17 protein-coding genes are annotated in these 24339 nt (G+C 70.2%); 4 read left to right on the top strand and 13 right to left on the bottom strand.

Annotated elements, in window-relative coordinates; all coding sequences use genetic code 11:
- Positions 1–31: 31 nt before the first annotated feature.
- Both ACFWBQ_RS31625 and ACFWBQ_RS31630 read right to left on the bottom strand, forming a co-directional pair.
- Entirely contained in the window at positions 32–553 is a 522-nt protein-coding gene (locus ACFWBQ_RS31625) for an ATP-binding protein (RefSeq protein WP_385504270.1), read from the bottom strand.
- A 217-nt stretch (positions 554–770) separates the two neighbouring features.
- Positions 771–1088 carry a hypothetical protein gene (locus ACFWBQ_RS31630; RefSeq protein ID WP_385504275.1) on the bottom strand — a complete coding sequence of 106 codons (318 nt, stop codon included), beginning with the start codon at positions 1086–1088 and terminating at the stop codon, positions 771–773.
- A 226-nt stretch (positions 1089–1314) separates the two neighbouring features.
- On the opposite strand from ACFWBQ_RS31630, the gene ACFWBQ_RS31635 reads away from it, so the two are divergent.
- The gene (locus tag ACFWBQ_RS31635) at positions 1315–2448 is read left to right on the top strand and encodes a PLP-dependent cysteine synthase family protein (protein ID WP_385504279.1); all 1134 of its coding nucleotides are present in this window, start codon (positions 1315–1317) and stop codon (positions 2446–2448) included.
- Positions 2449–2494: 46 nt separating this feature from the next.
- On the opposite strand, the gene ACFWBQ_RS31640 is transcribed toward ACFWBQ_RS31635, so the two are convergent.
- On the bottom strand, positions 2495–2932 hold the full coding sequence (locus ACFWBQ_RS31640; RefSeq protein WP_385504282.1) for an SRPBCC family protein: 438 nt from the start codon (positions 2930–2932) through the stop codon (positions 2495–2497).
- A 68-nt stretch (positions 2933–3000) separates the two neighbouring features.
- Positions 3001–3831: a DeoR/GlpR family DNA-binding transcription regulator gene (locus ACFWBQ_RS31645; protein WP_385504287.1), complete on the bottom strand. Its 831-nt coding sequence runs from the start codon at positions 3829–3831 to the stop codon at positions 3001–3003.
- Positions 3832–4033: 202 nt separating this feature from the next.
- On the opposite strand from ACFWBQ_RS31645, the gene ACFWBQ_RS31650 reads away from it, so the two are divergent.
- Complete coding sequence (locus tag ACFWBQ_RS31650) at positions 4034–6436, top strand: hypothetical protein (RefSeq protein ID WP_385504291.1); 2403 nt, start codon at positions 4034–4036, stop codon at positions 6434–6436.
- Here ACFWBQ_RS31650 and ACFWBQ_RS31655 read toward each other — a convergent pair.
- The 9 genes from ACFWBQ_RS31655 to ACFWBQ_RS31695 form a co-directional block, all read right to left on the bottom strand.
- The gene (locus tag ACFWBQ_RS31655; RefSeq protein WP_385504296.1) at positions 6406–8841 is read right to left on the bottom strand and encodes a right-handed parallel beta-helix repeat-containing protein; all 2436 of its coding nucleotides are present in this window, start codon (positions 8839–8841) and stop codon (positions 6406–6408) included. The two genes, ACFWBQ_RS31650 and ACFWBQ_RS31655, sit on opposite strands and share 31 nt — an antisense overlap.
- A 231-nt stretch (positions 8842–9072) precedes the next feature.
- Entirely contained in the window at positions 9073–9690 is a 618-nt protein-coding gene (locus ACFWBQ_RS31660) for a hypothetical protein (RefSeq protein WP_385504300.1), read from the bottom strand.
- 136 nt (positions 9691–9826) lie between these two features.
- Positions 9827–10651, bottom strand: a complete 825-nt coding sequence (locus tag ACFWBQ_RS31665) for an MOSC domain-containing protein (protein WP_385504304.1) — start codon at positions 10649–10651, stop codon at positions 9827–9829.
- 46 nt (positions 10652–10697) lie between these two features.
- The gene (locus ACFWBQ_RS31670; protein WP_385504307.1) at positions 10698–11168 is read right to left on the bottom strand and encodes a DUF6643 family protein; all 471 of its coding nucleotides are present in this window, start codon (positions 11166–11168) and stop codon (positions 10698–10700) included.
- Positions 11169–12321: 1153 nt separating this feature from the next.
- Positions 12322–13530 carry an ROK family protein gene (locus tag ACFWBQ_RS31675; RefSeq protein ID WP_385504311.1) on the bottom strand — a complete coding sequence of 403 codons (1209 nt, stop codon included), beginning with the start codon at positions 13528–13530 and terminating at the stop codon, positions 12322–12324.
- 278 nt (positions 13531–13808) lie between these two features.
- Positions 13809–17087, bottom strand: coding sequence for a PQQ-dependent sugar dehydrogenase (locus tag ACFWBQ_RS31680; RefSeq protein WP_385504315.1), 3279 nt, complete (start codon positions 17085–17087; stop codon positions 13809–13811).
- 107 nt (positions 17088–17194) lie between these two features.
- Complete coding sequence (locus ACFWBQ_RS31685; protein ID WP_385504320.1) at positions 17195–18166, bottom strand: sugar phosphate isomerase/epimerase family protein; 972 nt, start codon at positions 18164–18166, stop codon at positions 17195–17197.
- A 220-nt stretch (positions 18167–18386) separates the two neighbouring features.
- A complete protein-coding gene (locus tag ACFWBQ_RS31690) occupies positions 18387–19340 on the bottom strand; it encodes a hypothetical protein (protein ID WP_385504325.1) in 954 nt (317 codons plus the stop codon).
- 921 nt (positions 19341–20261) lie between these two features.
- The gene (locus ACFWBQ_RS31695) at positions 20262–21632 is read right to left on the bottom strand and encodes an MFS transporter (RefSeq protein WP_385504330.1); all 1371 of its coding nucleotides are present in this window, start codon (positions 21630–21632) and stop codon (positions 20262–20264) included.
- 82 nt (positions 21633–21714) lie between these two features.
- Here ACFWBQ_RS31695 and ACFWBQ_RS31700 point away from each other — a divergent pair, with 82 nt between their 5' ends.
- Positions 21715–22704, top strand: coding sequence for a GlxA family transcriptional regulator (locus tag ACFWBQ_RS31700; protein WP_385504335.1), 990 nt, complete (start codon positions 21715–21717; stop codon positions 22702–22704).
- Positions 22705–23147: 443 nt separating this feature from the next.
- Positions 23148–23666 carry a hypothetical protein gene (locus ACFWBQ_RS31705; RefSeq protein WP_385504338.1) on the top strand — a complete coding sequence of 173 codons (519 nt, stop codon included), beginning with the start codon at positions 23148–23150 and terminating at the stop codon, positions 23664–23666.
- Positions 23667–24339 lie beyond the last annotated feature (673 nt).

The raw sequence follows: 24339 nt of genomic DNA on the forward strand, positions 1-24339 counted from the left end.
GCCACGGAAGCGGCGCGCCGCCCCCGCCCGGTCAGCCGACGACGGCCGACCGGGCCCGGGTCTGTGCTGTGGGCTCCACGAGAGTGTCCCGTCCGGAGCCGAAAGGTCCGTCGGTCGTCGAGCCGTACACCGGAAGGGGAGTCAGCGCGGTGGCGAAGGACGGGGCCGGAAGGGTGAACCAGACGACCTTGCCCGTGTCGTCGGTCGGTCGTACCCCCCAGCTCTCGCTGACTGCGGCGATCAGCGCCAGTCCGCGCCCCGAAGTGGCGGACGAATCGGCATCGCACACGGTCGGCAGCCGTGGGTCGTGGTCGTGGACGGAAACCGTGAGACGGTCGAGCAGCAGCTCGATCTCGACGGTGCACGATTTGTCCGGCTGTGCATGCCGGTGGACATTGGTCAGCAGTTCGGTGACGCCGAGCGCTGCCTGGTCGATCAGAGGATCGAGATGCCAGTAGCGCAGTTGCGCCGAAATGATTCTGCGGACCTGACCGATCCGCGACGGCAGGGCCTGGAGCTCCACCGCGCAGTGCCTGCTTGGCTCGCTGATCACGGCTGCGACTCCCCGAAATAGGTCCGGAAGAAGACGAAGGAACGGATCCAGCAGTGTGGCTCGCTGCTGTTTCTGGTCTGGTCGTGCGTGGTCCGCCCTGTGGCACCCGGCGGAGCGGCTTGCGCGGTCACCGCCGGTACACCATCAGTGACGTGTCACCAGCGTGACTCAGGGGGTTGGGCTCCGCAACTCGCGGTGCCCGTACGGAACCGTTGCGTCAGGTTCGCCGGCCGCCCGCGCGGCGCAGCGCCTCCAGGAACCTGCGGACCGGTGCGGCCCCGCCCGGCCTGCGGTTGCGCTGCCCCATGGTCAGTCGGTAGCGCACGCCGTTGACACGCGCTACCGCCGAGTCCGCCGCCAGGAACCATCGTTTGCCCGCACTCACCGTGGTCACCGGGGCGCTGTCGATCTCCCGGCCGTAACTGGTCAGCAGCGCCAGTCGGCCGTCCTTGACGACGACCTGACCGGCCCTGGTCAGGGAACGGGTCCACCGCTCGATCCTGACTCCGCTCGCGCTGAACTCTGCCTCGGACATGGCGACTTCGCCCTCCTTGTACCGGCTTCTCCTGGGAAGTCTGCCCGCATCGGGGCGCTTGTACCAGGCCGCATCGCGCCTGAATCGTGCGGTTCCGGAGCGGATCGAGGGCGGCCCGGACGTGAACACCAAGGCAGGGCTATGGGGCATCAAAGCAATCGTTTGTGCAGGTGGGGGGAATATCGTGGTGGTGGCGAATGCCGGTCGCACGAGGAGGAGATCGCTGATGGACACCAGTGAGCACAGACGTGACGGTGAGATCGCGACGACCGTGGACATCGACCGCAGCGATCCGGACTACCGTGCCTGGCTCAAGGAGGCCGTGCGCAAGGTCCAGGCGGACGCCAACCGTTCCGCGGACACCCACCTCCTGCGCTTCCCGCTGCCCGAGCAGTGGGGCATCGATCTCTACCTCAAGGACGAGTCGACGCACCCCACGGGCAGCCTCAAGCACCGGCTGGCACGATCGCTCTTCCTCTACGGGCTCTGCAACGGCTGGATCCGCCGCGGCAAGCCGGTCATCGAGGCGTCCAGCGGCTCGACGGCCGTCTCGGAGGCGTACTTCGCGAAGCTGATCGGTGTCCCGTTCATTGCAGTGATGCCCCGCACGACCAGCCCCGAGAAATGCCGGCTGATCGAATTCCACGGCGGACAGTGCCACTTCGTCGACGACTCACGGAAGCTCTACGAGGAGTCGGCGGCTCTCGCTGCCCGTACCGGCGGCCACTACATGGACCAGTTCACCTATGCCGAGCGTGCCACCGACTGGCGCGGCAACAACAACATCGCGGAGTCCATCTACCAGCAGCTCAGGCTGGAGCGGTACCCGGAGCCCGCCTGGATCGTCGCCACGGCCGGAACCGGTGGCACCTCGGCGACCATCGGACGCTATGTCCGCTACATGCAGCACGACACGAGGATCTGTGTACCCGACCCGGAGAACTCCTGTTTCTTCGACGGGTGGACCCGGCACGACCCCCTGGCGACCAGCGACTGCGGCTCACGCATCGAGGGCATCGGCAGGCCCCGCATGGAGCCGAGCTTCGTGCCCGGAGCCATCGACCGGATGATGAAGGTGCCCGACGCGGCGAGCGTCGCAGCCGTGCGCGCATTGGAGCGGGCCATTGGCCGCAAGGCCGGCGGCTCCACCGGCACCGGACTGTGGAGCGCGTTCAAGCTCGTCGCGGAGATGGTCGAGCAAGGCAGCACCGGAAGCATCGTCACGCTGTTCTGCGACCCGGGCGAGCGCTACCTCGACAAGTACTACTCCGACAGCTGGCTGAGCGCGCAGGGCCTGGACATCGATCCGTACACGCGGACCATCGATCACTTCCTGGCCACCGGCACCTGGCCCGCCTGAGGCCGGTGCCCCTCGTCCGGATCATGCCGGATCCGGGCGAAAGACCCTAAGGGCTGTCGAGCAGGGCGTCGAGCACCCGCCCGAAAACCCGGCGGCCCGCAGTCGAGAGAAGCTGATCGCCCCACCCGGGCAGCAGCCGTACGCGCAGCTCCTCCACCCAGATGACGTGCGACCCCGCGCCGGTCGGCCGGACATCGATCGATGCCCTGCCCAGCACCACACGGCCGCGTTTCTCCAGCCGGCAGATCCCCGCGCGCCCGGCCACCGGCGGCGTCCAGCGCACCACTTCCATCGGATCGTCGAACCCGAACGGCCCGAGACCGGTACGCGCCACGAAGACCGTTCCCACCCGGGTCGGCGGACCGGTCGGGACGGTGATCGAGGTCATCGGCACGGGTCCGGAGTGCGCCTCCCAGTCGGTCAACCGACGCCAGGCCTCGGCGGCGGGGAGGGGAGTGAAGCGCTCGATCCGGAAGACGGCCACGGCCCGATCCTAGGACGTCCGCGGTCGGTCAAGGAGCGGAGCGGAACCCAGGGGCACCCGGAACGCGGCTACTGAGGTGCGGCATCGCCCGCCACGACCAACCCCGGCAGATGCTCCTCGATCTCCTGCCTGGCCCCGTCCGACAGCCCCGAATCCGTGACGAAGGAGTCCACCTCGTCCAGCGTCGCGAAAGAGCTCAGGCCGACGGTGCCCCACTTGGTGTGGTCGGCGACCACCACGACCCGTCGCGCGGCCCGCACGAAGCGGCGGTTCGTCTCGGCCTCCGCGAGGTTCGGTGTCGAGAGACCCGCCTCGACCGAGATCCCGTGCACTCCGAGGAACAGCACGTCGAAGTGGAGCGAGCCGATCGCGCGGTCCGCGACCGGCCCGACGAGCGAGTCCGAAGGCGTGCGTACCCCGCCGGTCAGCACCACGGTGGCCGCTCCGGCCCGTGGGCCGCCCGCCGCCGTCGGCCGCTGCGCGTCGTGGAACACGTCGGCGACCCGTACCGAATTCGTCACCACGGTCAGGGCCGGAACGTCCAGGAGGTGCCGGGCCAGCGCGAACGTCGTCGTGCCGCCGGACAGGGCGATCGCGCTGCCCGGCACGGCCATGGCCGCCGCCGCGCGCGCGATGTCCTCCTTGGCGCTGAGCTCCAGCGTCGACTTGGCCTCAAAACCGGGCTCGTGCGTACTCGCCTCGACCAGCGGGACGGCCCCGCCGTGCACCTTCTCGATGACGCCCTGGCGGGCCAGTGCGTCCAGGTCCCGGCGGATGGTCATGTCGGAGACGTTCAGCTTGCGGGTCAGCTCGTTGACCCGGACCCCGCCGCGCTTGCGTACCTCGTCGAGGATGAGCGCGCGCCGCTGCTCCGCGAGCAAATTCTGATTCTCGCTCAACGCCGGGTCCGGTCCTTCCCTCTGGCCGCAGGTCCGACAGCATCCTGCGGGACGCCCTCATCCTGCCACGCAGCTCTGCCGGCCGCGTCACTGGGGAGATTCGGTGAGAGCGATGCGGCAGGCACCCCCCGTCAGCGATGGTGGTGACTGTGCATCAGCCCGGAGCTCCGCGCCGTGCCACGTCCCTTCCCCGCCGGCCGCCATGCCGGAAGGACCAGAGAGCGAGCAGAAGACATTGTCCCCTGCCACCCAGGCCCCGCAGAGCACCGGGGCCGCGCTGGAACTGCTCGTCCACGGCGTCGGCGGAGCCACTCCCCAGGAGATGCTCGGCGACCCCCGTACGACCAGGATCACCGGTGACGCGACGGCCGCCATATACCGGCGTACCGAGGACATCGAGGCCGAGCAGCACCCCGAGCGTCATCGGGACGGACCCGTCGCGGAGGCCTACTGCTGGTCCAACCTCACCTCGGGCAACGGCTCCCGTGCCCTGTGGCTGCTGCTGCTTCCGTTCATGGTGGTCAACCTTGCCCACTGGATGCGGCCCACGGCCCGGGGCCGCACCGTGGCGGTGAGGTTGTACGGCATGGTGGTGCGGCTCGTCGCACTCAGCCTGACCGTTCTGCTGACCGCCGCAGTCTGTGAGGTCGCCCTCGACCTGGTGGCCTGGCAGTGCGCGGGTGTACCCGCGTGCTCCGGCCGGCGGTCCTGGCTCGGCTTCCTGTCGACGGAGCAGGGCGGCTGGTGGTCCCAGCCCGGACGCCGGCTCGCGGTCGCCGCCCTCGTGCCCACGGCCCTGGTCGGACTGCTCTGGTACCTGTCCAACCGCACCTGGAGCGCTTACGAGTCGCAGCGCCCGCTGAGCGGGGACGAACCCGACGAGGACACGGCACACAAGCCGGAGACCTCACCGTCCGCCCCGCCTCCCGTCCGTCCCGCCCTCGGCCGGCCCGGGTTCTGGTACGGCCGGCGGCTGGTCGCCCGGCTGCGGGCCGCCCACACCGCCGCCGGATTCCTCACCGTCGCAGCCGCGGTGGGCGGCGCCGCGGCCCGGCACGACCGGGCCACGGACGGTCCCGTACCCGCTGTGATCGGCGGTGTCCTCGAGGCGGCTCTCCTCCTGTGCGGCCTGGTGGTGGTCGCGGTGGTCTGCCGCCGGGGCCGCAGCGAGCGACGCCTCGACAACACCCTCGACCGTGCCGTCATCACCCTCCTGCCGGGGATCTCGCTCGCCCTGCTGCTCGTCGGCACGGTGTACGCAGCCTGGTCCCGTCCCACCTGGGTGTCCTCGGGCGCTCTCCCCGGGGAGACCGCCTTCCGCGTCCTCGCCCTCGGACAGGGCGTTCTCGTCGTCCTGCTCGCCGTGGTTGCGCTGAGCCTGTACCACCGCATCCCCGAGCCGCGCACGACCCTGTACGGCCTCGGAGGGCCCGCCGTGGCGATGCTCGCCTGCGCGCTCGGTGGTGTGATGACCGGCGGGGTCGCCCAGCGTGTCGCCGACTGGCTCGACGGCTCCGGTACTCCCGGCATGGGCAGCGGCTCCACCATCGAGGGGCCGCCCGTGCTCCTGAGCTGGCAGGCTTCCGTCATCCCGGTCCTTCTGCTGCTTCTGCTCGTCCCCGTCACCTGGCTGGCCGTCCGTACCGCGCTGCGCGCACGCCGACTGGGACCCGAGGTCGAGGCGGAGTACGAACAGGCGCGGCCCGACCCCGCCCGCACCCGGCGGATCGCCCGGACCAGGGCAACTGCGGCCCTCACCGACTCCGCACCCTGGCTCGTCGCACTGGTCTCCGGCGCCACGTTGCTCCTCGGGACCGGGGCCGTTGCCGGGTCCTGGCTCAGTGACGAGGTGCCCGGCCGGGCGATGGACGGCGCGATTCCCCTCGTCGAATCGCTCGCCGAGACAGCCCAGTCGACCGGCTCCTGGCTGATCGGCTTCGGATTCGTCCTGTTCGTCACCTGGGGACGCCGCGCCTACCGTGACGTCTCCGCCCGGCGCACGATCGGCATCCTCTGGGACGTCGGCACGTTCTGGCCACGCGCCGCGCACCCCTTCGCACCACCCTGCTACGCAGAGCGCGCCGTACCCGACCTGTCGTCCCGGATGTCCGCCTGGACGGCGAGCACCCGCGGCCGGCTCGTCATCTCGGGCCACTCCCAGGGCAGCGTCCTGGCGGCGTCCGCGGTCTGGCAACTGCCCGACGCGACGCGGCGCCGGGTCGCGCTGCTCACCTACGGCTCACCGATCGAGAGGCTCTACGGGCGCTGGTTCCCCGCCTACTTCGGACCGGTGCCCCTGGACGGGCTGCACCGTTCCGTGCACTGCTGGCGCAACCTCTGGCGTGCGACGGACCCGATCGGCGGTCCCGTCCGCATCGACGAGAGCCAGGGACCCGAGGTGGACCGGGGCCCGCTGAAGGACCCGCTGGTCTACGGCCGAACCCCTGAACACCCGCTGCCCGAACCGATCCTGGGGCACTCGGACTACCAGGCCGACCCGGTCTTCGCCGTGGAGCGGGCCGCGCTCCTGGAACGGCTGGGTCCCGTCGTGCCCCACCAGGCCGACGGGGAGACTCAGGGGAGCTCGGGAAGGTCCTCCGGATAGAGCAGCGTGAGGTCGTCCTTGCTCGGCTCGGCGAGCTGGGCGACCCGGCCCGCATGCCGTTCGACCATCGACTCGAAGGTCTGACGGGCCGTGCGGCCGTTACCGAAGGCGGGGCCTTTGGGAAGCGCTGTGAAGTACTTGAGCAGCGCTTCCCCGGTCCCGTCCGCGAGGCTGTACTCGTGCTCCTCGGTCTGCTGCCCGACGATCCGCAGCAGCTCCTCGGGAACATAGTCACTGAAGGTGATGGTCCGTGAGAAACGCGACGCGACACCCGGGTTGACGGTGAGGAAGCGCTCCATCTCGTGCGTGTACCCGGCCACGATCACGACCACGGCGTCCCGGTGGTCCTCCATCAGCTTCACCAGCGTGTCGATGGCCTCCCGCCCGAAGTCCCGGCCGGAGTCCTCGGGCGACAGCGCGTACGCCTCATCGACGAACAGGACCCCGCCACGCGCCCGTTCGAACGCCTCCTGCGTGCGGATCGCGGTCGAACCGATGTGCTCGCCGACCAGGTCGACGCGGGACACCTCCACGAGATGCCCGTGCTCCAGCACGCCGAGCGAGGCCAGGATCTCGCCGTACAGCCGGGCCACCGTCGTCTTGCCCGTACCGGGGGAGCCGGTGAAGACGAGGTGGCGGCGCACCGACGCCGCTTTGAGGCCTGCCAGCCGACGGCGCCTGCCGACCTCGATCATGTCGGTCAGGGCACGCACCTCGCGCTTGACGCTGTCCAGGCCGACCAGCGCGTCCAACTCCCCGAGGACGGCGCCCGAATCGCGCACCGGCTCGGCCGGAGCCGGCGGGGCGGCGGGCTCGGCGGCGCGTTGTCCCGGCATCGCACCGAGCACTCCGGGCGTCGACTGCGTCGCCGTCAGGACCGGCGGGGTCGGGGGAGTGGCGCCACGCAGTCCGCTCTCGTCGCTGGTGCAGTCCTCCACCACCGGGCCGCCGCTGAGCCCGTCGCCCTGGAATCCGGTGCCCTCCGCGAACTCGTACCCGCCGCGGGCGCACCGCTCGGTGCGGCAGCGGGTCAGCGTGGTGCGGCAGCCGTCCATGACATGGAAGCCGTAACCCTCGCTCCCGGTGACACGGCAGCTGTCGAAGGTGCCGCGGCCCTCGGCGGAGACATAGAAGCCGGCCTCCGCGGGCGAGGTGACCGTGCAGCGCTCGATGGTCGGGTCGGCGCCCTTGGTGACGATGACACCGGTCTGAGCGGCGTCGATCGTGCAGTTGTTCAGGGTTCCGCCGCTGCCGTGGTCGCGGAACCACGCTCCGGTCGACGCCTCGCGGATCCGGCAGTCGTCGAGCTGGGCGGTGGCTCCGTCACTCACCGACACCGCCGTGTTGCGGATCTGGGACAGATCACTGTCCACCACGTCGGCGCGCGAGCCCCGGTCCAGGACGAAGAGGGCATCGGGTACGTCGTGGACGCGGCACGAGTCGAGTATCACGGTGGCTCCGTCGCTGACCCACACCGCCGGGTAGTCGCCCGTGCTGTCGTGGATCTCGCACTGGTTGGCATCGACACGGGTACCCGGGTCCCAGACCGACAGGCCGTTGCGGCCGAAGCGGCGCACGGTGGAGCGGGTCAGGGTGAGAACGGAGCGGGACCGCAGGTCGACAGCGTTCTCCGGGATGTCGTGAATGTCGCAGTCGGCGAGTGTGAGAACCGCGTCGGTGTCCAGCGTGACCCCGTCCGCGGAAGTGCGGTGCACGGTGCAGTCGGTGAGATGCGCGGCACCGCGGGCCGTGACCTGCACCCCGCTGCCCTTGATCTCGTACACCTCGCAGCCCACGGCCTCCAGGCCGCTGCCCTCGCCGGTCACGCTCAGCCCCGCCCCGGAAGCGTGGTGGACACGGCACCGCTCGAGCCTCGGATGCGCCCCGTCGCGTACCGAGACACCGGACTGTCCGGCCGACACGACCTCGCACTCCTCGAACACGCCTCCGGCACCGTCGAGCACGGCAATGCCGACACCGGCCGGATTGTCGACGGTACAGCGGCGGACGGTGGGCCTGGCCGCGCCCCGTACCTCTATCCCGGCGGCCGACCGGGTCACGATGCGCAGGTCCGAGAGCTCGGGCGCACCCTCCTCGACGAGCAGTGCGGGGGCGGCAGAATCCTGGCCTTCCACATGAAGATCCTGGATCACGGCGGAGGCGCGCACCGTCAGAGGTACGCCGTCGACCGGCGCGATCCGTACGGAACCGACGGTTCCCTCGGGGCCGCGCAGGGTCACCGCGTGGTGAACCACGAGATTCTCCCGGTAGGTACCGGGGGCGATGGTGAGGACGTCACCGTCCGCTGCGGCCTCCAGGGCTGCGGTGAGGGAAGCGAATTCGCCCGTGCGGCGGCGCCATCGCGATGTGCCGGTGTGCGTCACCTGGACCGTGCCCTGTGCCATGGTGCTGTTGTGCCCCCACCTCGTGCCGTGTGCGCTGCCTCGTGCCTGTCCGCATGCCGCCGTGTACGCCGGTGCCACCGGCCTCCCGGCAGCTCGGGGCCCGCCTGCCGAGGAGTCGGGCGGGCCGGTCCACCGTAGCGCGCGCGGCGGACGCGAGTTGACGAGTCGGCCGCTCATGAGGGCCGTGAAGCGGATGGAGCGGCCCGGCACTGGACGTTACGTACCAGTGGGTCAGCTGCCCGTCCCGGTCCGGCCCCAGTCGGGACCGGTTTCGGCCCAGGCCCGGTCGAGCCGACCGTACCGCCGTTGCATCATGCGCCATACCGACAGTCGGCGTGCGGTTTCCACCAGACCCGCAGCGAGCAGGGTCGCACCGATTCCGGCCAGGACTGCGTGGGTGCGCGCCGTCGATGTGTCCATCGGACGCATCGCCGGGCGGCCCCGGTCGTCCGTCCAGATCCGTATCCGTGTACCCGGGGCGGTGACCTTGGACGCCGTGGACACCCAGCCGGTGCGGGCCGTACCGTCCGGGGCCTTCCACCGGGCCACCGCGGAGGAGTACGCGGTGCGTTCCGTCACGGTGACCTCGGGGTCCCGGGCGAAGCGCGACACACCGGAGGGCCCGCGCACGACGACAGCCGTCGTGAGATGCCGCTGGGCGCGCTGCGCGCGCACTGCCTGCTGGAGGGCTTCGTCGGTGAGCGAACCGCACATCCAGCCGAGCACCGGGGCGGCGACCAGCATCAGCAGCAGAGCTGCCAGCGCCCCCCATGCCTCGTGGCGGTCGGTGGGCCTGCACAGGGGATTGTGCTGCCACCGCCGGATTCCCAGGACCGCTCGCACCGTCATGCACCCCCTTCCGTATCCGTCATAACCCGGTACGGCACCGATCACCTGCTGGAGCAGCGAAGAGAGAGCAACCTCACGCTGTCCAACGCCCCGCATGCTCCGATGAGTTCCCGGCGGACCCGGGTGGACCGGCCCGTCATCCGAGGATCCGCACCGGGTCCCCGACCCGGATCACCCCGGTGCCGTCAGGAATCAGATTCTGGCCGAACAGGAGATCCCTTCCGACCAGACGATGGCGGGCGAGCGTATGCAACGGTTCCTTGCCGCGCTGCGACGTCCGCTGGTCGGTGGTGGTCACGATGCAGCGGCCGCACGGCTTCGCCACGCGGAAGGCGACCTCCCCGATCGCGATCCGCTCCCAGTCGTCCTCGGCCCACGGGGCCGTCCCGTCCACGACCACATTCGGCCGGAAGCGGTTCATCGGCAGAGGGCCCTCCTGCGGGTGGTCACCCCGTGCCACGAGTGCGTTGAGGGCATCCAGCGAGGCACACGAAGTGAGAAGCAGGGGGAAACCGTCTGCGAACGAAACGGTCTCGCCCGGGCGGCCGAACGCCGGATCGACGGGCCTGCGGTGCGACGGCGCGTCGAGATGGACGAGCCGGACCTCCGCGCCGAGGCGTGCGCTGAACCAGGAGTGCGCGGCCTCGGCCGCCTCCACCACCTCGACCTTGTCCCTGAACAGCTCCGCGCCGACGGTGAAGGCCGGCTCCGGCACTTCCACGGTCAGCGGCGCACTCCGCGGAGCCGAGACGAACACCCCACCACCGGGCAGGGGCATAGCGGACAACTGGGCCATGCCGGGCTGCTGACGCTGGGTGACCACCTTGCCCCGGCCGTCGATCAGCATCCAGCGGCGGTCGCCGTCGAGTCCCCATGGCTCGACAACGGCCTGCTCGGCCGCGCACGCTGCCAGAGATTTGACCGGGTGGATGCGGACAGCCCTGAGTACAGGAGAAACCATGCATCCATTTTGCCAGCCGCGTCCGACGGCGGGCAGTTGAGCGGGCTCAGTACCCCCGGCCCTGATACGGACGGTTGTACGGGTCCTCGTACGGGGACGGAGTCGGAGCGGGCCGCGGCGCCGCCGGACGCATCGACTCGTATCCCGTGCCGGGACGCTGCGGCTGCTGCTGGTAGCCGCGGGGCGCCGAGGGCTGCTGCGGGATGTACGGGGCGGGCGCGTGCTGCAGGTGTGCGGGCTGCATCGGCGCGTGCTGCATGCCCGCGTTCTGGTACTGCGTCTGCTGTGCCTGCTGCGGGTAGCCGTACGACCCGTTGGACGGGGCGGCGGGCAGGGCAGGAAGCGACGACTGCAGAGCCGGCAGATAGCTGTTGCCCGTGTCGTACGCGGCGGGGACTCGGATCGGTGCGATCTGAGGAGTGCCCCGCTCGGCGACCAGGGAGTCGTAGATCGGGGTGTCGGGGAACGACGGCGCGGCGTAGTAGCCGCCGCCGTAGGTGGAGCGGGGGGAGGTCATGACACATAAGTTAAGCCCACGATGTGCTGGTTGGGGAGCCCCAATCTTGGGGTAATCCGTTTTACGCTGCTTTTGTTGGCCTGACCTGCCAAGGCATCGTTAAAGCCTCCGTTAACAGCGGGGCTTTTCCGTTGGAGGGCGTTGCTAACAAGAAGTGGCGGATGGGCTACAAAGGGCGACAATCCGGCGTGGCGCTCGACAGGACGGAGGGCATCGACCCCGAGGCGCCTGGAGCCTTAGGACTGTCCGGAGATCGCCGACGGCAGCCGCGGCCTGCCGGTTGCCACCGCGGACGGCGCGCTCGATGACGACCTGGCCCACTGGCTCGGCGGCGTCGCAGCCCGCCGGTTTCGGGAGAGCGTCCAGCCCGCTCCTGGCCTGCGTCCTCCACCCCATACCCGGCCTTGGCACCAAGAAGGTCGCCCGACTCATGGGCAAGGACGCATTACATGTCGACGGGGACCATCTCCGGACCTGGTTTATCCGGATCTCCGGGTACGGAGCACTCCAGTGCGTTCGAGCAGGCCTCGCCTTTCTGGTTCGGAACCCACTTGTGTCGGGGGCGACCAGGGCGGTGGCCGAGCCCTACCGTCGATTTGCGGATCCCGCCGCGTCGGGGATCCGCAAGAACAGAAGCTTCGATTGCGGATCGGAGAGCCAGGCCGCCGTGCCGCCGCTGGATCGTCCGAACTGTCCAAGCAGCCGACGTCAGTTGTCCCCGGCAGGCGGCGCCGTGAATGCCGTTCCGATCCCTGTCGATCGTGCCGGCGATGTGTCAGTGGACGCGTCGCCCGACTCGGGAAAGAGGTGGGTGGCGTGTGCAGGCTTGTACCGTCCTGGTCCGTGGCGATGTGAGGAGACCCTTGCCGGGTCCTGTCGCTCTGAGGTCTGCCGGGAATGGGCATGCCTGACACCGATCTTCTGGCGTGCCGACCGGGACCGGGATCAGCGCCACTGTCACCGGGCGCTCGGCAGGCGCTCAAGCCGCTCCAAGGGCTGTCCCGTAATCCCTGGCGGGCGCACGACGACAGCTACGGCACCTCGCCGCATTGTCGGAACGCCCGAATACATCCAGTATGCGGACGTCCCTCCGCCTTGCGATGCACCGCATCCGACGCCGTACGCTGATCCACCAGGGATTATGGGACAGCCCTTAGCCGGTGGCCGCTCTTCTTCCGACGTCCCCAGCCACCGAGGCCTCACCGTAAGCGAGTTCGCTCGCCAGGAGCGCTGCGCCCACGACCCCCGCGCGGGGGCCGAGTTCGGACATGACGATCGGCAGATTGCCGGTGGCCAGGGGAAGTGAGCGTTTGTACACGACGCTGCGGATCTCGGCGAGCAGGGGATAGCCGAGCCCGGTCAGACCGCCGCCGATCACGATCATTGACGGGTTCATGAAGCTGACCAGCGTGGCGAGGACCTGCCCGACCCGGTGGCCGCCGGCCCGGATCAGGCTGACGCTCGTGCTGTCGCCGCCGTCCGCACACTCCCCGACATCCAGTGCGGTCAATACCCCCCGCTCGGCCAGCCGTTCGGCAAGGGCGGGCGACCGGCCGGACTTTGCGGCCTCGGTGGCGTCCCTGGACAGGGCCACCCCGCCGAAGTACGCCTCCAGACAGCCGGTGTTCCCGCAGGAGCAGACAGGCCCGTCCGCCTCGGCCTCGACCTGGACGTGCCCGATGTCGCCGGCGCACCCCTCCGCGCCCCGGTAGATGCGGCCGTGATGCTGCATGCCGGAGCCGATACCGCTGCCGATCTTCACGAAGAGCAGATGGTCGACGGTCCTCGCGACCCCGCTGTGCTGCTCACCGAGGGACATCACGTTGACGTCGTTGTCGACCACGACGGGGCAGCCGTGCGCGAGGGCGAGGGTGTCGCGTACCGGAAAGCGGTTCCAGCCCACCATGATCGGCGGCGAGACGGGTATGCCTTCCCGGAAGCTGACCGGCCCCGGCAGCCCGATGCCGATTGCGTCGAGTCGCGTGCAGTGCCCCTGGTCGCCCATCGCGCGCAGGAGTTCGCTGACGCGCCCGAGCACGGCGACCGGTCCGGAGCGGATGTCTGCCGGCTCGGAGCAGGAGGCCACCGGCGCGAGCGCGCCGTCGGTGATCTCGATGTCGATGGAGCTGGCGCCCAGATCGACGGCGGCGAACCGCACACCGGGGTCGAGCTGGACGAGGGTGGAGCGCCGCCCGCCGCGCGACGCGGCGGGGCCCGCCTCACGGACCCGCCCGGCGGCGACCATGCGGTCGAGTTCGCCGAGCAGCCGCGGGCGGGGAACCTCCAGCCGGTCCGCGAGTTGGGCGCGGGACAACGGGCCGTTGTCACGCAGTAGGCTCAACACGCGGTACTGGATGTTCACGGGCTCACTTCCTCTGGACGCCCTCGGACAGTTTTCTGGAGTTGTCGCGGGGACGGTACGGGGCCGGGCACCATACCGCCCGGCAGGTCCCGTGCTCGCGGGGCCGCAGGAGCACGGGCGGCTTCCGGCAACTTTTCCACAGAACGAAGAAAGTTTCCGCATCGTTGACGGAACTCTCCGGGCGGGGATCCCACCATCCGGAAGCAGGACCCTGTCACAGAGCTCGGGCACAGAACTGCCCCGCCGGTGACAGCGGGGCAGCTCCGTCCGTCCCGGCGTCAGCCGGTGGCGCCTCCCTTCAGCGCCCGCGCGCTCCGTGCCAGGGCCGCGCCCGCTGCGCTGTCCGGAACCAGGGCGGTGTCGGACGTGTAGCCGGCGAACGATTCCAGCACGGCCGTGGCTTGACTGGTGCGGCCCGCGTCTGCGTGCGCCTCGGCCTGGGCGAGCCGTACGCTCAGCCGCTGCTGTCCCTGCGCCGTGATCAGGCCGTCGGCCCGCAGCTGGGTGATCAGCGCGCGGATGTCCGCGTAGGAGGTACGGGTCGTGAAGGCCACCGTCTTCGTGGTGGTGTTGCCGGCCTTGTCCCGGGCCCTGACCGTGAGGTCATGGTTCCCGAGCGGCAGCCGCCACAGCTCCAGCGCCTGACCGGAGGTGACGGAGGTGCCATCCAGCGTGGCCGTCGCGGTGGCCCCGCCGGACACCGCGTCCTGCGCCGAGAAGACCGGCGTCGGGCGCTTGGAGTCCCCGTAGACGCCATCGGCGTCGAGGCCGTTCACCGCCACCGTGGGACCGGTGCGGTCGATCCGTACGGTGAGCGAACCCACCTCGGAGACGTTTCCGCCGTTGTCGGTCGCCCGGTAACGGACGGTCGTGGCACCCTCGTTGGACAGGGTGACGGCCGCGTTGGCCGACTGCCACGTCGTCCCGCCGTCGACCGAGTACTGACGGCCGGCGACCGTCCCGTTGTCGGTCGCCGAGACCGCGAGCGACACGTTGCCGGTGTACCAGCCGTCCTCCCCGTTGGGTCGGGGCGGGTTGAGTGTGGCGGTGACCCTGGGCGCGGTCTTGTCCGCGACGCCCGCGCCCTGGAAGGTCAGCGAGTCCAGCTCGACACCGCCGGAGCTGGTGACGAAGACCTCACCGCTCCCCGAAGGGGCGTTCGGAAGCGCGGTGGTGATGGACTGCCAGCCCTCTTCGGCCGGGACCGGCACGGTGGCGAACGGCTCGGCGTCGGCCGCGCCCCAGCGCAGCGCCAGCGTGCCGGCGCCACTGGCACGGGTCTTCACCCCGGTGATCCCGGCGAACGACACCGGGTCGTACGCGATCCAGTCACCCGCGTCGAAGGAGGTCAGCTTGCGCTGCCCGGAGGCTGTGGTGTCGTCCGTGATCGTGACGCCCTCCGCCGAGTCGTGGTGCTCGGCCTGCATGACGGCCGGGTTGAGCACCACCTGGGCGTCACCGGTCGCGGGCGGAACGCCGCCCGCGCCCTTGTCGGTGTAGGTGATGCCGAGGACGCCGAAGACGTTCTCGGTATCACCGTGCCCCGCGTCGGTCGGGGTCGCGACGCCGCCCGTGCAGCCGGTGCCGCTGTTGACCGGGTGCCCGTGCTGGTTGTGCCCGAGACCGAAGGTCCAGGCGGCCTTGGCGCAGTCCGGAGTGGTGCCGTCCTCAGGGTCATCGACGGCTATGCCGTACGGCACGGCGTCGCCCCAGTTGAAGAACCCGCCGTCGGGTGGCGAGGTGATCCGTACCGTCGGCGCCGTGTTCCCCACGGTGATCTGACGGCTCGACAGGCCGGACTTGCCCTGCGGGTCGGAGACCTTCAGCCGGGCCTGGAACTGCCCGTTCTCCGGATACGTACGGCCGGCCGTGGGCCCGGTGGCGTCGAAGGTGCCGTCGCCGTCGAGGTCCCACTGGTAGGTGAGGTCGCCGTTCTCCGGGTCACTGGAGCCCGTAGCGCTGAACGAGACCTCCAGCGGGGCCTGGCCGGACGTCTTGTCGGCCTTGATCACGGCGGTGGGCGCCTTGTTGCCCTCGGCGTAGTCGATCCGGTAGAGACCCGCGTCGGGATTCTGCCGGAAGAAGCCGTCCCCGTAGTCGAGGACGTAGAGCGCGCCGTCCGGGCCGAACTCCAGGTCCATCGGGTTGTCCCACTGCGGGATGCCGTTCTGCGAACGCTCGCTGTTGGGCAGGACGTTCTCCAACTTGCTCACGGGACCGTCCGGCCCGTCGAGCGTGAAAGCGGCGACGTAGTCCTGGGAGAACTCCGCGAAGAACGCCTTGCCGTCCCAGTACTCGGGGAACTTGCCCGGTGAGGGGTTGTCCGCGTCGTAGTGGTAGACCGGACCGCCCATCGGCGCCTGGCCGCCGGGGCCGCCGGGACCGCGGAAGGCGGTCAGTTCGGGCCACGGCTGGTCGGTGTCCCGGTCGCCGTACCAGAGCGTGGCCGGCACGGGCGCGGGCAGCTCGGTCAGGCCGGTGTTCCAGCGGGAGTCGTTGACCGGCGCCGCGCAGTCGAAGGCGGGGCCGGGCGTGAGGGTGGCGAAGTCGAAGTCCCGGTAGGGCTTGCTGTTGTCACCCGTGCAGAACGGCCAGCCGCTGTTCATGGCCTTGGTCGTGGTCTGCCATTCGACGTATCCCATCGGCCCGCGGTTCGGGTCGGCGGTACCGGCGTCGGGGCCGTAGTCGCCCCACATCACGGCGTCGGTCTCGGGGTCCACCGCCAGCCGGAAGGGATTGCGCAGGCCCATCACGAAGATCTCGGGGCGGGTCCTGGCCGTGCCGGGCTCGAAGAGGTTCCCCTCCGGGATGGTGTAACTGCCGTCTTCCTGAACGTCGATCCGCAGGATCTTGCCCCGCAGGTCGTTGGTGTTGCCCGAGCCGCGGCGCTCGTCCAGCCCCGGGTTGTAGCCGGCCGCGTCGTTGATCGGCGTGTAGCCGTTGACGTTCGGGCCGGACGCCGGAGTGTTGCCGCCGGTCGCGAGGTAGAGGTTCCCCTCGCCGTCGAAGTCCACGTCACCGGCGACGTGGCAGCACTGGCCGCGGTTGGTGTCGACCCGGATGATCTCCTGCGCGGTGGAGAGGTCGAGCTTGTCGCCGGTCCACCTGAAGCGGGTCAGGGTGTCGTACCCCTCCCACTGCTTCCAGTACGAGTCGTTCTGCCCGGCGGGCAGTTGCTGCGGGGCGGACCCGGCCGGGGTGTTCAGCGGCGGCGAGTAGTACAGGTAGACCCACTTGTTGGTGGCGAAGTCCGGGTCGAGCGTGACTGTCTGCAACCCCATCTCGGAGTTCTGGTACACGTCGACGTGGTTGACGACCTTCGTGACACCGGTGCCGGGGTCGGTGAGCCGTACGTCGCCGTTACGGGCGGTGTGCAGGACACGGTTGTCGGGCAGTACGGCGAGGTCGATCGGCTCGCCGGTGTCCTTCGTCAGGGTGACTTTCTCGTAGTTCGACCAGTCCAGGGCGTGTTCGTGGCCCGGGTGCGCCTGGGCGGCGGGCGCGAGGGCCACACCGCCCAGTGCGGGCAGTGCCACGAGCAGGACCCCCGTGATCAAACTTCTCAGGGTGCGGTGCACGGTGATGTGTCTCCTCGATCGCTGGCGGTAAGGAGCGGACACGGAGGCGCCGCCGCACGGGGGCGCCTTCCTTCATCGGGGCACTCTCAGCCGAGGAGTCCCTTGAGCGCCGTGAAGCTGCGCTCCGCCGCGCCGAGCGAACCCGGCGGATTCGGCGCGGTGTTGGGTGCGGTGTCCTGCTCCCAGATGCCTACGTGCGAGGCGCGCGGCCCGATGTCGCGGACGAACCTCTCGTACGGAAGGTCACCGGCACCGAACTCGACTATGTCGAAGCCGTTGGCGTTCGCCGCGTTGGCGTCGCCGTCCTTCATGTGGAACAGCGGGTAGCGGTACGGCTGGTTGCGCACGTACGCGGCGGGGTCGAATCCGGGCCAGCGGTACTGGCCCACATACGCCCAGTAGATGTCCAGCTCGAGATAGACGTGGCGCGGATCGGTGTTCTTGAGGAACACGTCGTACAGCCGGACCGACGGCTGGTCGGTGGCGAACGCGAACTCGCCCGCGTGGTTGTGCTGGTAGAGCTTCAGGCCACGCGCGGTCGCCGCGGCGCCCCAGATGTTGAACTCGTCGGCGGCGGCGCGGTAGCCCGCGACGGTGTTGACGTTCGAGGGCGCGTTGGCGGTGCCCACGTGCGGCATCCCGAGGATCTGCGCGGCGTCCAGCTCGGCCTGGAGGTTGGTGCGCAGATTGCCGATGCCGACGTGGCTGCCGACGGCGCGCAGACCGTGGTCGTCCAGCAGCTTGCGGATCTCCGGGAGAGTGATCTGACGGCCCAGGACGGAGGTGGACTGGGTGTATCCGGCGAACTCGATCTCCTTGTAGCCGATCCGGGCCAGTTCGGGGAGGACGACGCCGAAGCCGAGCGCACTGACCTTGTCGCGGATGCTGTAGAGCTGGATGCCGATGCGGTCCTTGGGGATGGACAGACTGCTCGGCGCGGCGGCGGCGGCGGAGGTCGCGGATGCCCCGGTGACGGAGGCGGCGGCGATGGCCACGGTGGTGCCGACGGTGGCGCGCAGGAAGTCCCTGCGGTCGAAGGACTTGTGGATATGACTCACGGTCACTCCTGGGGAATGAGGAGAAGGAGGTACGGGTCGGGGCGCGCGCGGCCGGGCAGCGGCTCGGCGATGTGCGTCGCGACGGGGATCCACGGGCTCCGGACAACTGCTGAACGAGCGTGGGTGGTTGGCGGCGGGAGGGGGCGAGGGTACGGCGACGGGGGCGGCCGCCGTCACCTGCCGGTGCCGCCGCGTGTGCCGCCGGCTTGGCCGCTCGGCGTCAGAGGCGGGACGTGCCCGCCCCGTGGGCGTCGGCCCGAGCAGCAGAGGCGCGGGCGGCGGCCTTCTCGGCGAGGTCGGCACCACGGTCCTGCGGCGCCGCCTCCTTCGCCGAGCGGGAGGACGACGGGTCGGCGGCGGCGGTCTCTCCGGTGACGGCGCCACGGATACGCGCCAACTCGCCCACGACCAGGACGGGGTCGTTGCCGGTCGCGGTGAGCCCGCCGCGCACGATCACGTTGTCGAGTACGGCTTTCGCGGTGTTGTCGGTGACCGCCAGATTGCCGCCGAAGTACGAGGCGCCCGCGCAGGATCCGATCAGACCCTCGCCGCCGAGCTGGAGGTTGTCGGCGTTGCCCGCGTACTTCGCGGCGCCGTACACCTCGCTGGCGCAGAACACGCCGCCCAGGGTGTTTCCGTTGACGGTGAGCGCGCCCTTGACGGTGGTGTCGTAGACGTCGCTGTACTGGTTGCCGTCACCCGTCAGCGAGCCGTTGAGCGTGCTTCCGGAGACGTACAGCTCGCCGGCTCCGGTGCTGACGTTCCCGCCGAGTGTCGAGTCGACCACGTAGACGAACCCCTCGGTGGCGTCGACCTGCTTGAGGCTGCTCTTCTCCAGGTGCGCGCCGAAGGCGGAGCGGGTGGTCAGCGCGCCCTTGACGGTGGTGTCGGTGAGGTCGAGATAGGCGTTCTCCTCGACGGTGACCGCGCCGTTGAAGGTGGCGCCCGCCGCCACGAGGTCTGCTCCTGCCTCGACCGTCACCGTGCCCTTGACTCTCGTGCCGGTGAGGGTGCAGGACTTCCCGGCCGGTACGACCAGGTCGTTGCTGACGGTCACGGCCCCGCCGTCACCGACACAGGTGGTGTAGAGGGCTGCCTGGGCGGAGCCGGAGAAGGCCACCAGGCTCCCGGATGCCACCAGTGAGGCCGTGGCGATGAACGTAAGAATCTTCATGTCGCTTCCCTTCCGCTGCGGTCACGGCGGAGTCGGTGACCCGGCCGGTATCCCCGTGTTTCGACGGGTGCTGAAACGGTGCGTGTGCGACGACCGCTGTGGCGGCGATCGCGCGATGCCTCGTGACGGGTGGTGGCCCGGCCATGGGGGGAGAGACGTGGAAAGACTCGTGAGGTGAAGGGCGTTCGAGGGGAACGCCGATGGGCTGCGGTGTTACCGGGATGAAACACATGTCTCGGTGGGCCGAGAGATTAGGGCGCCGCGTGGGGGACTGTCCAGAGGTTCGGTACGAATCTCTGAAACTTTCTGATGATTCATCAAAAGGTGGGAGGTGATGGCGAGAGAGAAGACAGAACATCCAGGGCGTCGGAGGCGACGGCGCGGCCGAGTCGCCGTCTATGCAGTCGCGAAGGAGGGCCTCGGCGGATCGGCGGAAGGAACGCGCTCCGACGGCAGCTGAGTTGGTCGTCGGGGAAAAGCAACCGGGCCTGCTCGGTCGCTGCGGCCGGACAGCCGCAGCAGAGGGGGCGAGGCCGGGGGAGCCGCAACCGGTGATGTCGTTCAGGTACCGCGTGTACGGGGCGGCCGGTCGGGGGTCACGAGGATCCATGCGTTCGCAGCTCGTTCACTCCACCTGGCAGGAGCACGACGTCGGTGACACCGGCGGGCAGGCTGACGCCGCGGATCTGCCCGGCTTGACGACGCGGGTACGAGCTGTCGCGGCAACGGCTTGGGCGCCGCAGAGCGCCAGTACCGGCGCCCCGTCAGCGGCTTGTGCAAGGTGCCGACCGAGGAAGGCAACGGCCGCAGGCGGTCTGCGGCCTCTGGTGCGCCGATGCGGCCGAGCCACTGAACGGCGCTGCGTCTGCCGCCCGGTGAGCGATACCCGACTGACCGCCGGCCGTCGCGACCGGGCAGGCGTCACCCGGCCGGCCTGCCCTCCGACACCACCTCACATTCGGACGGCAGCCCCGCGGTGTCGTCCACGGCGGGGCTGCGACGGATGACCAGGGATACCGACGCAGCGGCGGCGCAGGTGGAACCGAGCAGAAGCCACACCAGGTCGTAGCTACCGAAGGCATCGCGGGCGACGCCGCCGAGGAAAGCGGCCAGGGCGGCGCCGATCTGGTGAGCGGCGTTGACCCAGCCGAAGACGATGGCGCTGTCCTCGCCGTAGAACTCGCGGCACAGAGCGATGACGGGCGGGACCGTGGCGAGGTCGAGGAGGCCGAAGGCGACCACGAAGACCATCATGGCTGGATTGACCGTTGCGGCCATCATCAGCGGGAGCAGTACGAGCAGGATGCCGCGCAGGGCGAAGTGGACGGCGAGCAGGCGGCGGGGGTCCATACGGTCGGTGAGCCAGCCGGAGCCGATGGTGCCCGCGACGTTGAAGATGCCGATGAGGGCGAGCAGGGTCGACGCGGTGGTGATCGCCATGCCGTGGTCGTGAGCGGCCGGGGTGAAGTGTGTCCACATGATGCCGTTGGTGGTGGCGCCGCAGATAGCGAAGGCACCGGCGAGTAGCCAGAAGGGCGCAGTGTGTGCGGAGTCACGGAGCACGGTGAGGGTGCGCCGGGCGACCCCGGGGACGGCTGGCGGCTTCGGGATGAATTCCTGGCTGCCGTACGGGCGTTGGCCCAAGTCGGCGGGGTGGTCGCGCAGGATCGTCCAGACGAGTGGGGCGACAGCCAGAGCGGCGAGCGCGAGGCTGACCAGGGCGGGTCGCCAGTCGTAGTGGTCGATCGTCCAGGACAGTGCGGGCAGGAAGACCATCTGCCCGAAAACGCTGCCGGAGGAGAGGATGCCGGTGACCAGGCCGCGCCGGGTGGTAAACCAACGGTTGGTGACGGTGGCGCCGAAGGCCATGGCCATGGAGCCGGTGCCGAGGCCGACGAGGAAGCCCCAGAAGAGGGTGAACTGCCAGGAGGCGTTCATCAGGGTGGTGAGCATGGAGCCGGCCGCGACGGTGCTCAGGGCGGCGACGACGACGCGGCGGATGCCGAATCGGTCCATCAGGGCGGCGGCAAATGGCGCGGTGAGTCCGTACAGGACCATGTTCACCGAGGCGGCGAGGCCAATAGTGCCGCGCGACCAGTGGAACTCCTCCTGGAGAGGGCCCAGGAGGATGCCGGGCATCGTGGAGAAGGTTCCGGCGACCACGATCGCCAGGGCTGCTGCGGCGGCGACCCACCAGGCGCGGTGCCCGGGCCGGTTACCGGCCTGCTGTTCCGGTCGGGCAGGGCCCCGACGGTCGGCTCGTTCCTGGGGGTATCGGGGGCGGGCGGTCATTTTGTCTCCATGAGTCTCATCCTTCGCAGGGCGCTGATCCCGGACCACTGGCCAGCTGGACATGTAGTGAAAGAATCTGGCCATGAATACGGTGAGTGGTGGGGAGGGGCCGCATCGGGTGGTCACGCTGGTCCGCCCGGGGCTGCTGCCGATGGAGTTGGGCATCGTCCACCGGCTGTTCGGGACGGCGGTCGGGGAGGGCGGCCGACCGCTGTACTCGGTCGTGACGTGTGCACCGGAACCGGGCGAGCTCGCCACGGACGCGGACTTCACGGTGAACGTGGCGCACGGTCCGGAGGCGCTGGAGAGCGCCGACACGGTGCTCGTGCCGGCCGCGGTGGAGGACTACGGTCCGCAGGAGCGGGGACGACTGGCGCAGCCGGTGCGCCGGGCGCTGGCGCGAGTCCCGGCCGGGGCGCGGGTGGCCTCGATCTGTACGGGGTCGTTCGTGTTGGCGGCAGCTGGGCTGCTGGACGGGCGGCGGGCGACGACGCACTGGAAGTCGTGCGACGAGCTGCGAACGCTGTACCCGGAGGTCGACGTCGACCCGGACGTGCTGTACACGGAAGACCGGGGCGTGCTCACTTCGGCGGGCGTCGCCGCCGGGATCGACCTGTGCCTTCACATGATCCGGGGCGACTACGGTGCCGAGGTGGCCAACACGGTCGCCCGTCGCACTGTCGTGCCGCCGCATCGGGAGGGCGGGCAGGCACAGTACATCGAGCAGCCGGTGCCCGAGCCGGGGGCCGACTCGACGGCCGCCGCCCGTACATACGCCCTCCGTCACCTTGCGGAGCCGCTGGTTCTGGAGGACCTGGCCAGGGAAGCGTCAATGAGCGTGCGGACGCTGGGTCGGCGGTTCCTCCGGGAGACCGGGGCGACACCGATGCGCTGGCTGACCGCACAACGGCTGCAGCACGCGCGGCGGCTACTGGAACGGAGCGATGAGCCAGTGGACCAGGTTGCCGCACGGGCCGGTTTCGGCACCGGGACGGCGATGCGTCAGCACTTCCGGGAGGTGCTGGGAGTGTCGCCGCGCGCATACCGCAACACATTCCGGGGAGCGGAATGAGCGGTACACGCCCGGCGCTCTCAGCAGGTGGCCGGAGCTTCCGCCAGGGACTTTTCCCCAGGGAATCCGGGGTGTTGGGGGCACGATCCGGTAAAGCACCTCGTCGTGGTGGCTCACCGGGGAAGAGGTCGCCCGGGAAGAGGACCCGGTTTCACCTCGGCCCCAAACCGCTCGGCGACCGCGACCTGACCCGAACCGCGCCCGCTCAGGCCGAGGCGACGTCGGTGTGTCGGCGGCCGTGCCCGGCCAGGCGCCCATTTGCCGTGTACCCGAAACGGCCGACCACGCGCTCGTGGTTGCCGGTTTCGGGCGCCGGTCCGAGGCATGCTGGTGGCCGTGGCCGTGGCCGTGGCCCTGACCGCAGCCGTGGTACCGGACACCGCGCGTGCCGCGACGGCCGAGGGACGCGCGACCTGCGTCCCGTGACAGGTGAGGGGCATCAGGTGGCGGACGATCGGCGAGCGGATCTGCCGCCTGGCGCGGAGGCCGGCGTACTGGCGGACCGCCTGAAAGAGCGCATCTACGCGACCATCACGATGATCGCCGTGGTGGTCGGCCTGTCCTTCGGTGACGTGGGTTCCATCGGCGCCCTCGCCACGGTCCTGACGACAGCCCTTGGCCTGTGGCTTGCCGCGTTCGTCGCCGACCAGCAGGCGCACCGCACCGTGCACCGCCACGTCGCCGGCGGCCGCGAGCTGCGCCGCATGCTGTACGTCAGCAGCCCCCTGCTCTCGTGCGCCGCGGGTCCGGCCGTGCTGATCGGCCTGGCCGCGCTGGACGTCCTGTCCCTGCCCGCCGCGTTGCTGGCGGCGGCGGGCGTGGGCGTCGTCTCCCTCTTCCTGTGGGGCTGTCTGGGCGGGCTGCGCATGGGAGGAGGCGCCCTGGCGGCAGTGGTGGCGGGCCTCGCGGACGCGGCGATCGGTGTGGCGGTGGCCCTGGTGAAGGTGGCTGCCGGGCACTGACAGGGCGCAGGCACCGCCGGTGTCGGTGCCGTTCGGCCCGGCAGTTCCCCGGCCCATGCGGCCGGAGCCCAGGGGCCCCTCGGACTACGGCCCCGCCGCCTGTTGTGCTGGGTGAACCGCGACGGTGCTGGATGCCAGTATCTGAATGTATCTTTTCTGCGGGTCGGAGCGCTGTGCCCAACGTTCCGCTTCAAGGGTGAGGACGGCAGCGGCGATTGACGCCCTTCGATTCGGGCTGCACCGGGCCCTTCGGAGGATCTGCCAGGACTTCGGACGGGCCACCCCCTGCTCCACCGGTGGACGCGACGGACAGGCCACGTCGGGCGGCCGCCTCCTTCGCCGCGGTCGGCGAGGTGAGGCAGGCGAAGTCACGAGCACCGCGCTGAGGTGACAACACCTCGACGTCGACGGCCGAGAAACCCCCGTTCCTGGCGCCTTAGATGATCAACACCGGATTTCGCTCCACGTTCTCGTCCAGGAGCTCCCGGGGCATGCCCAGGTGGTCGATGACGAAGCCGGTCGGATGAGGAGGCCGTGGTCGCGGGCGACAGTGATGGCATCCCAGTTGAGTGCGTAGAGCCGCTCGGCCTGCGCAACCACGTCGCGACGCCGGCCGCCCGTGGGCTTGTTCATCGCGGCCAGTGACAGAGATGCGCCCAACTAGTGTCTCGGT

The sequence above is a fragment of the Streptomyces sp. NPDC060035 genome (genome assembly GCF_042736635.1).
Taxonomy (GTDB): domain Bacteria; phylum Actinomycetota; class Actinomycetes; order Streptomycetales; family Streptomycetaceae; genus Streptomyces.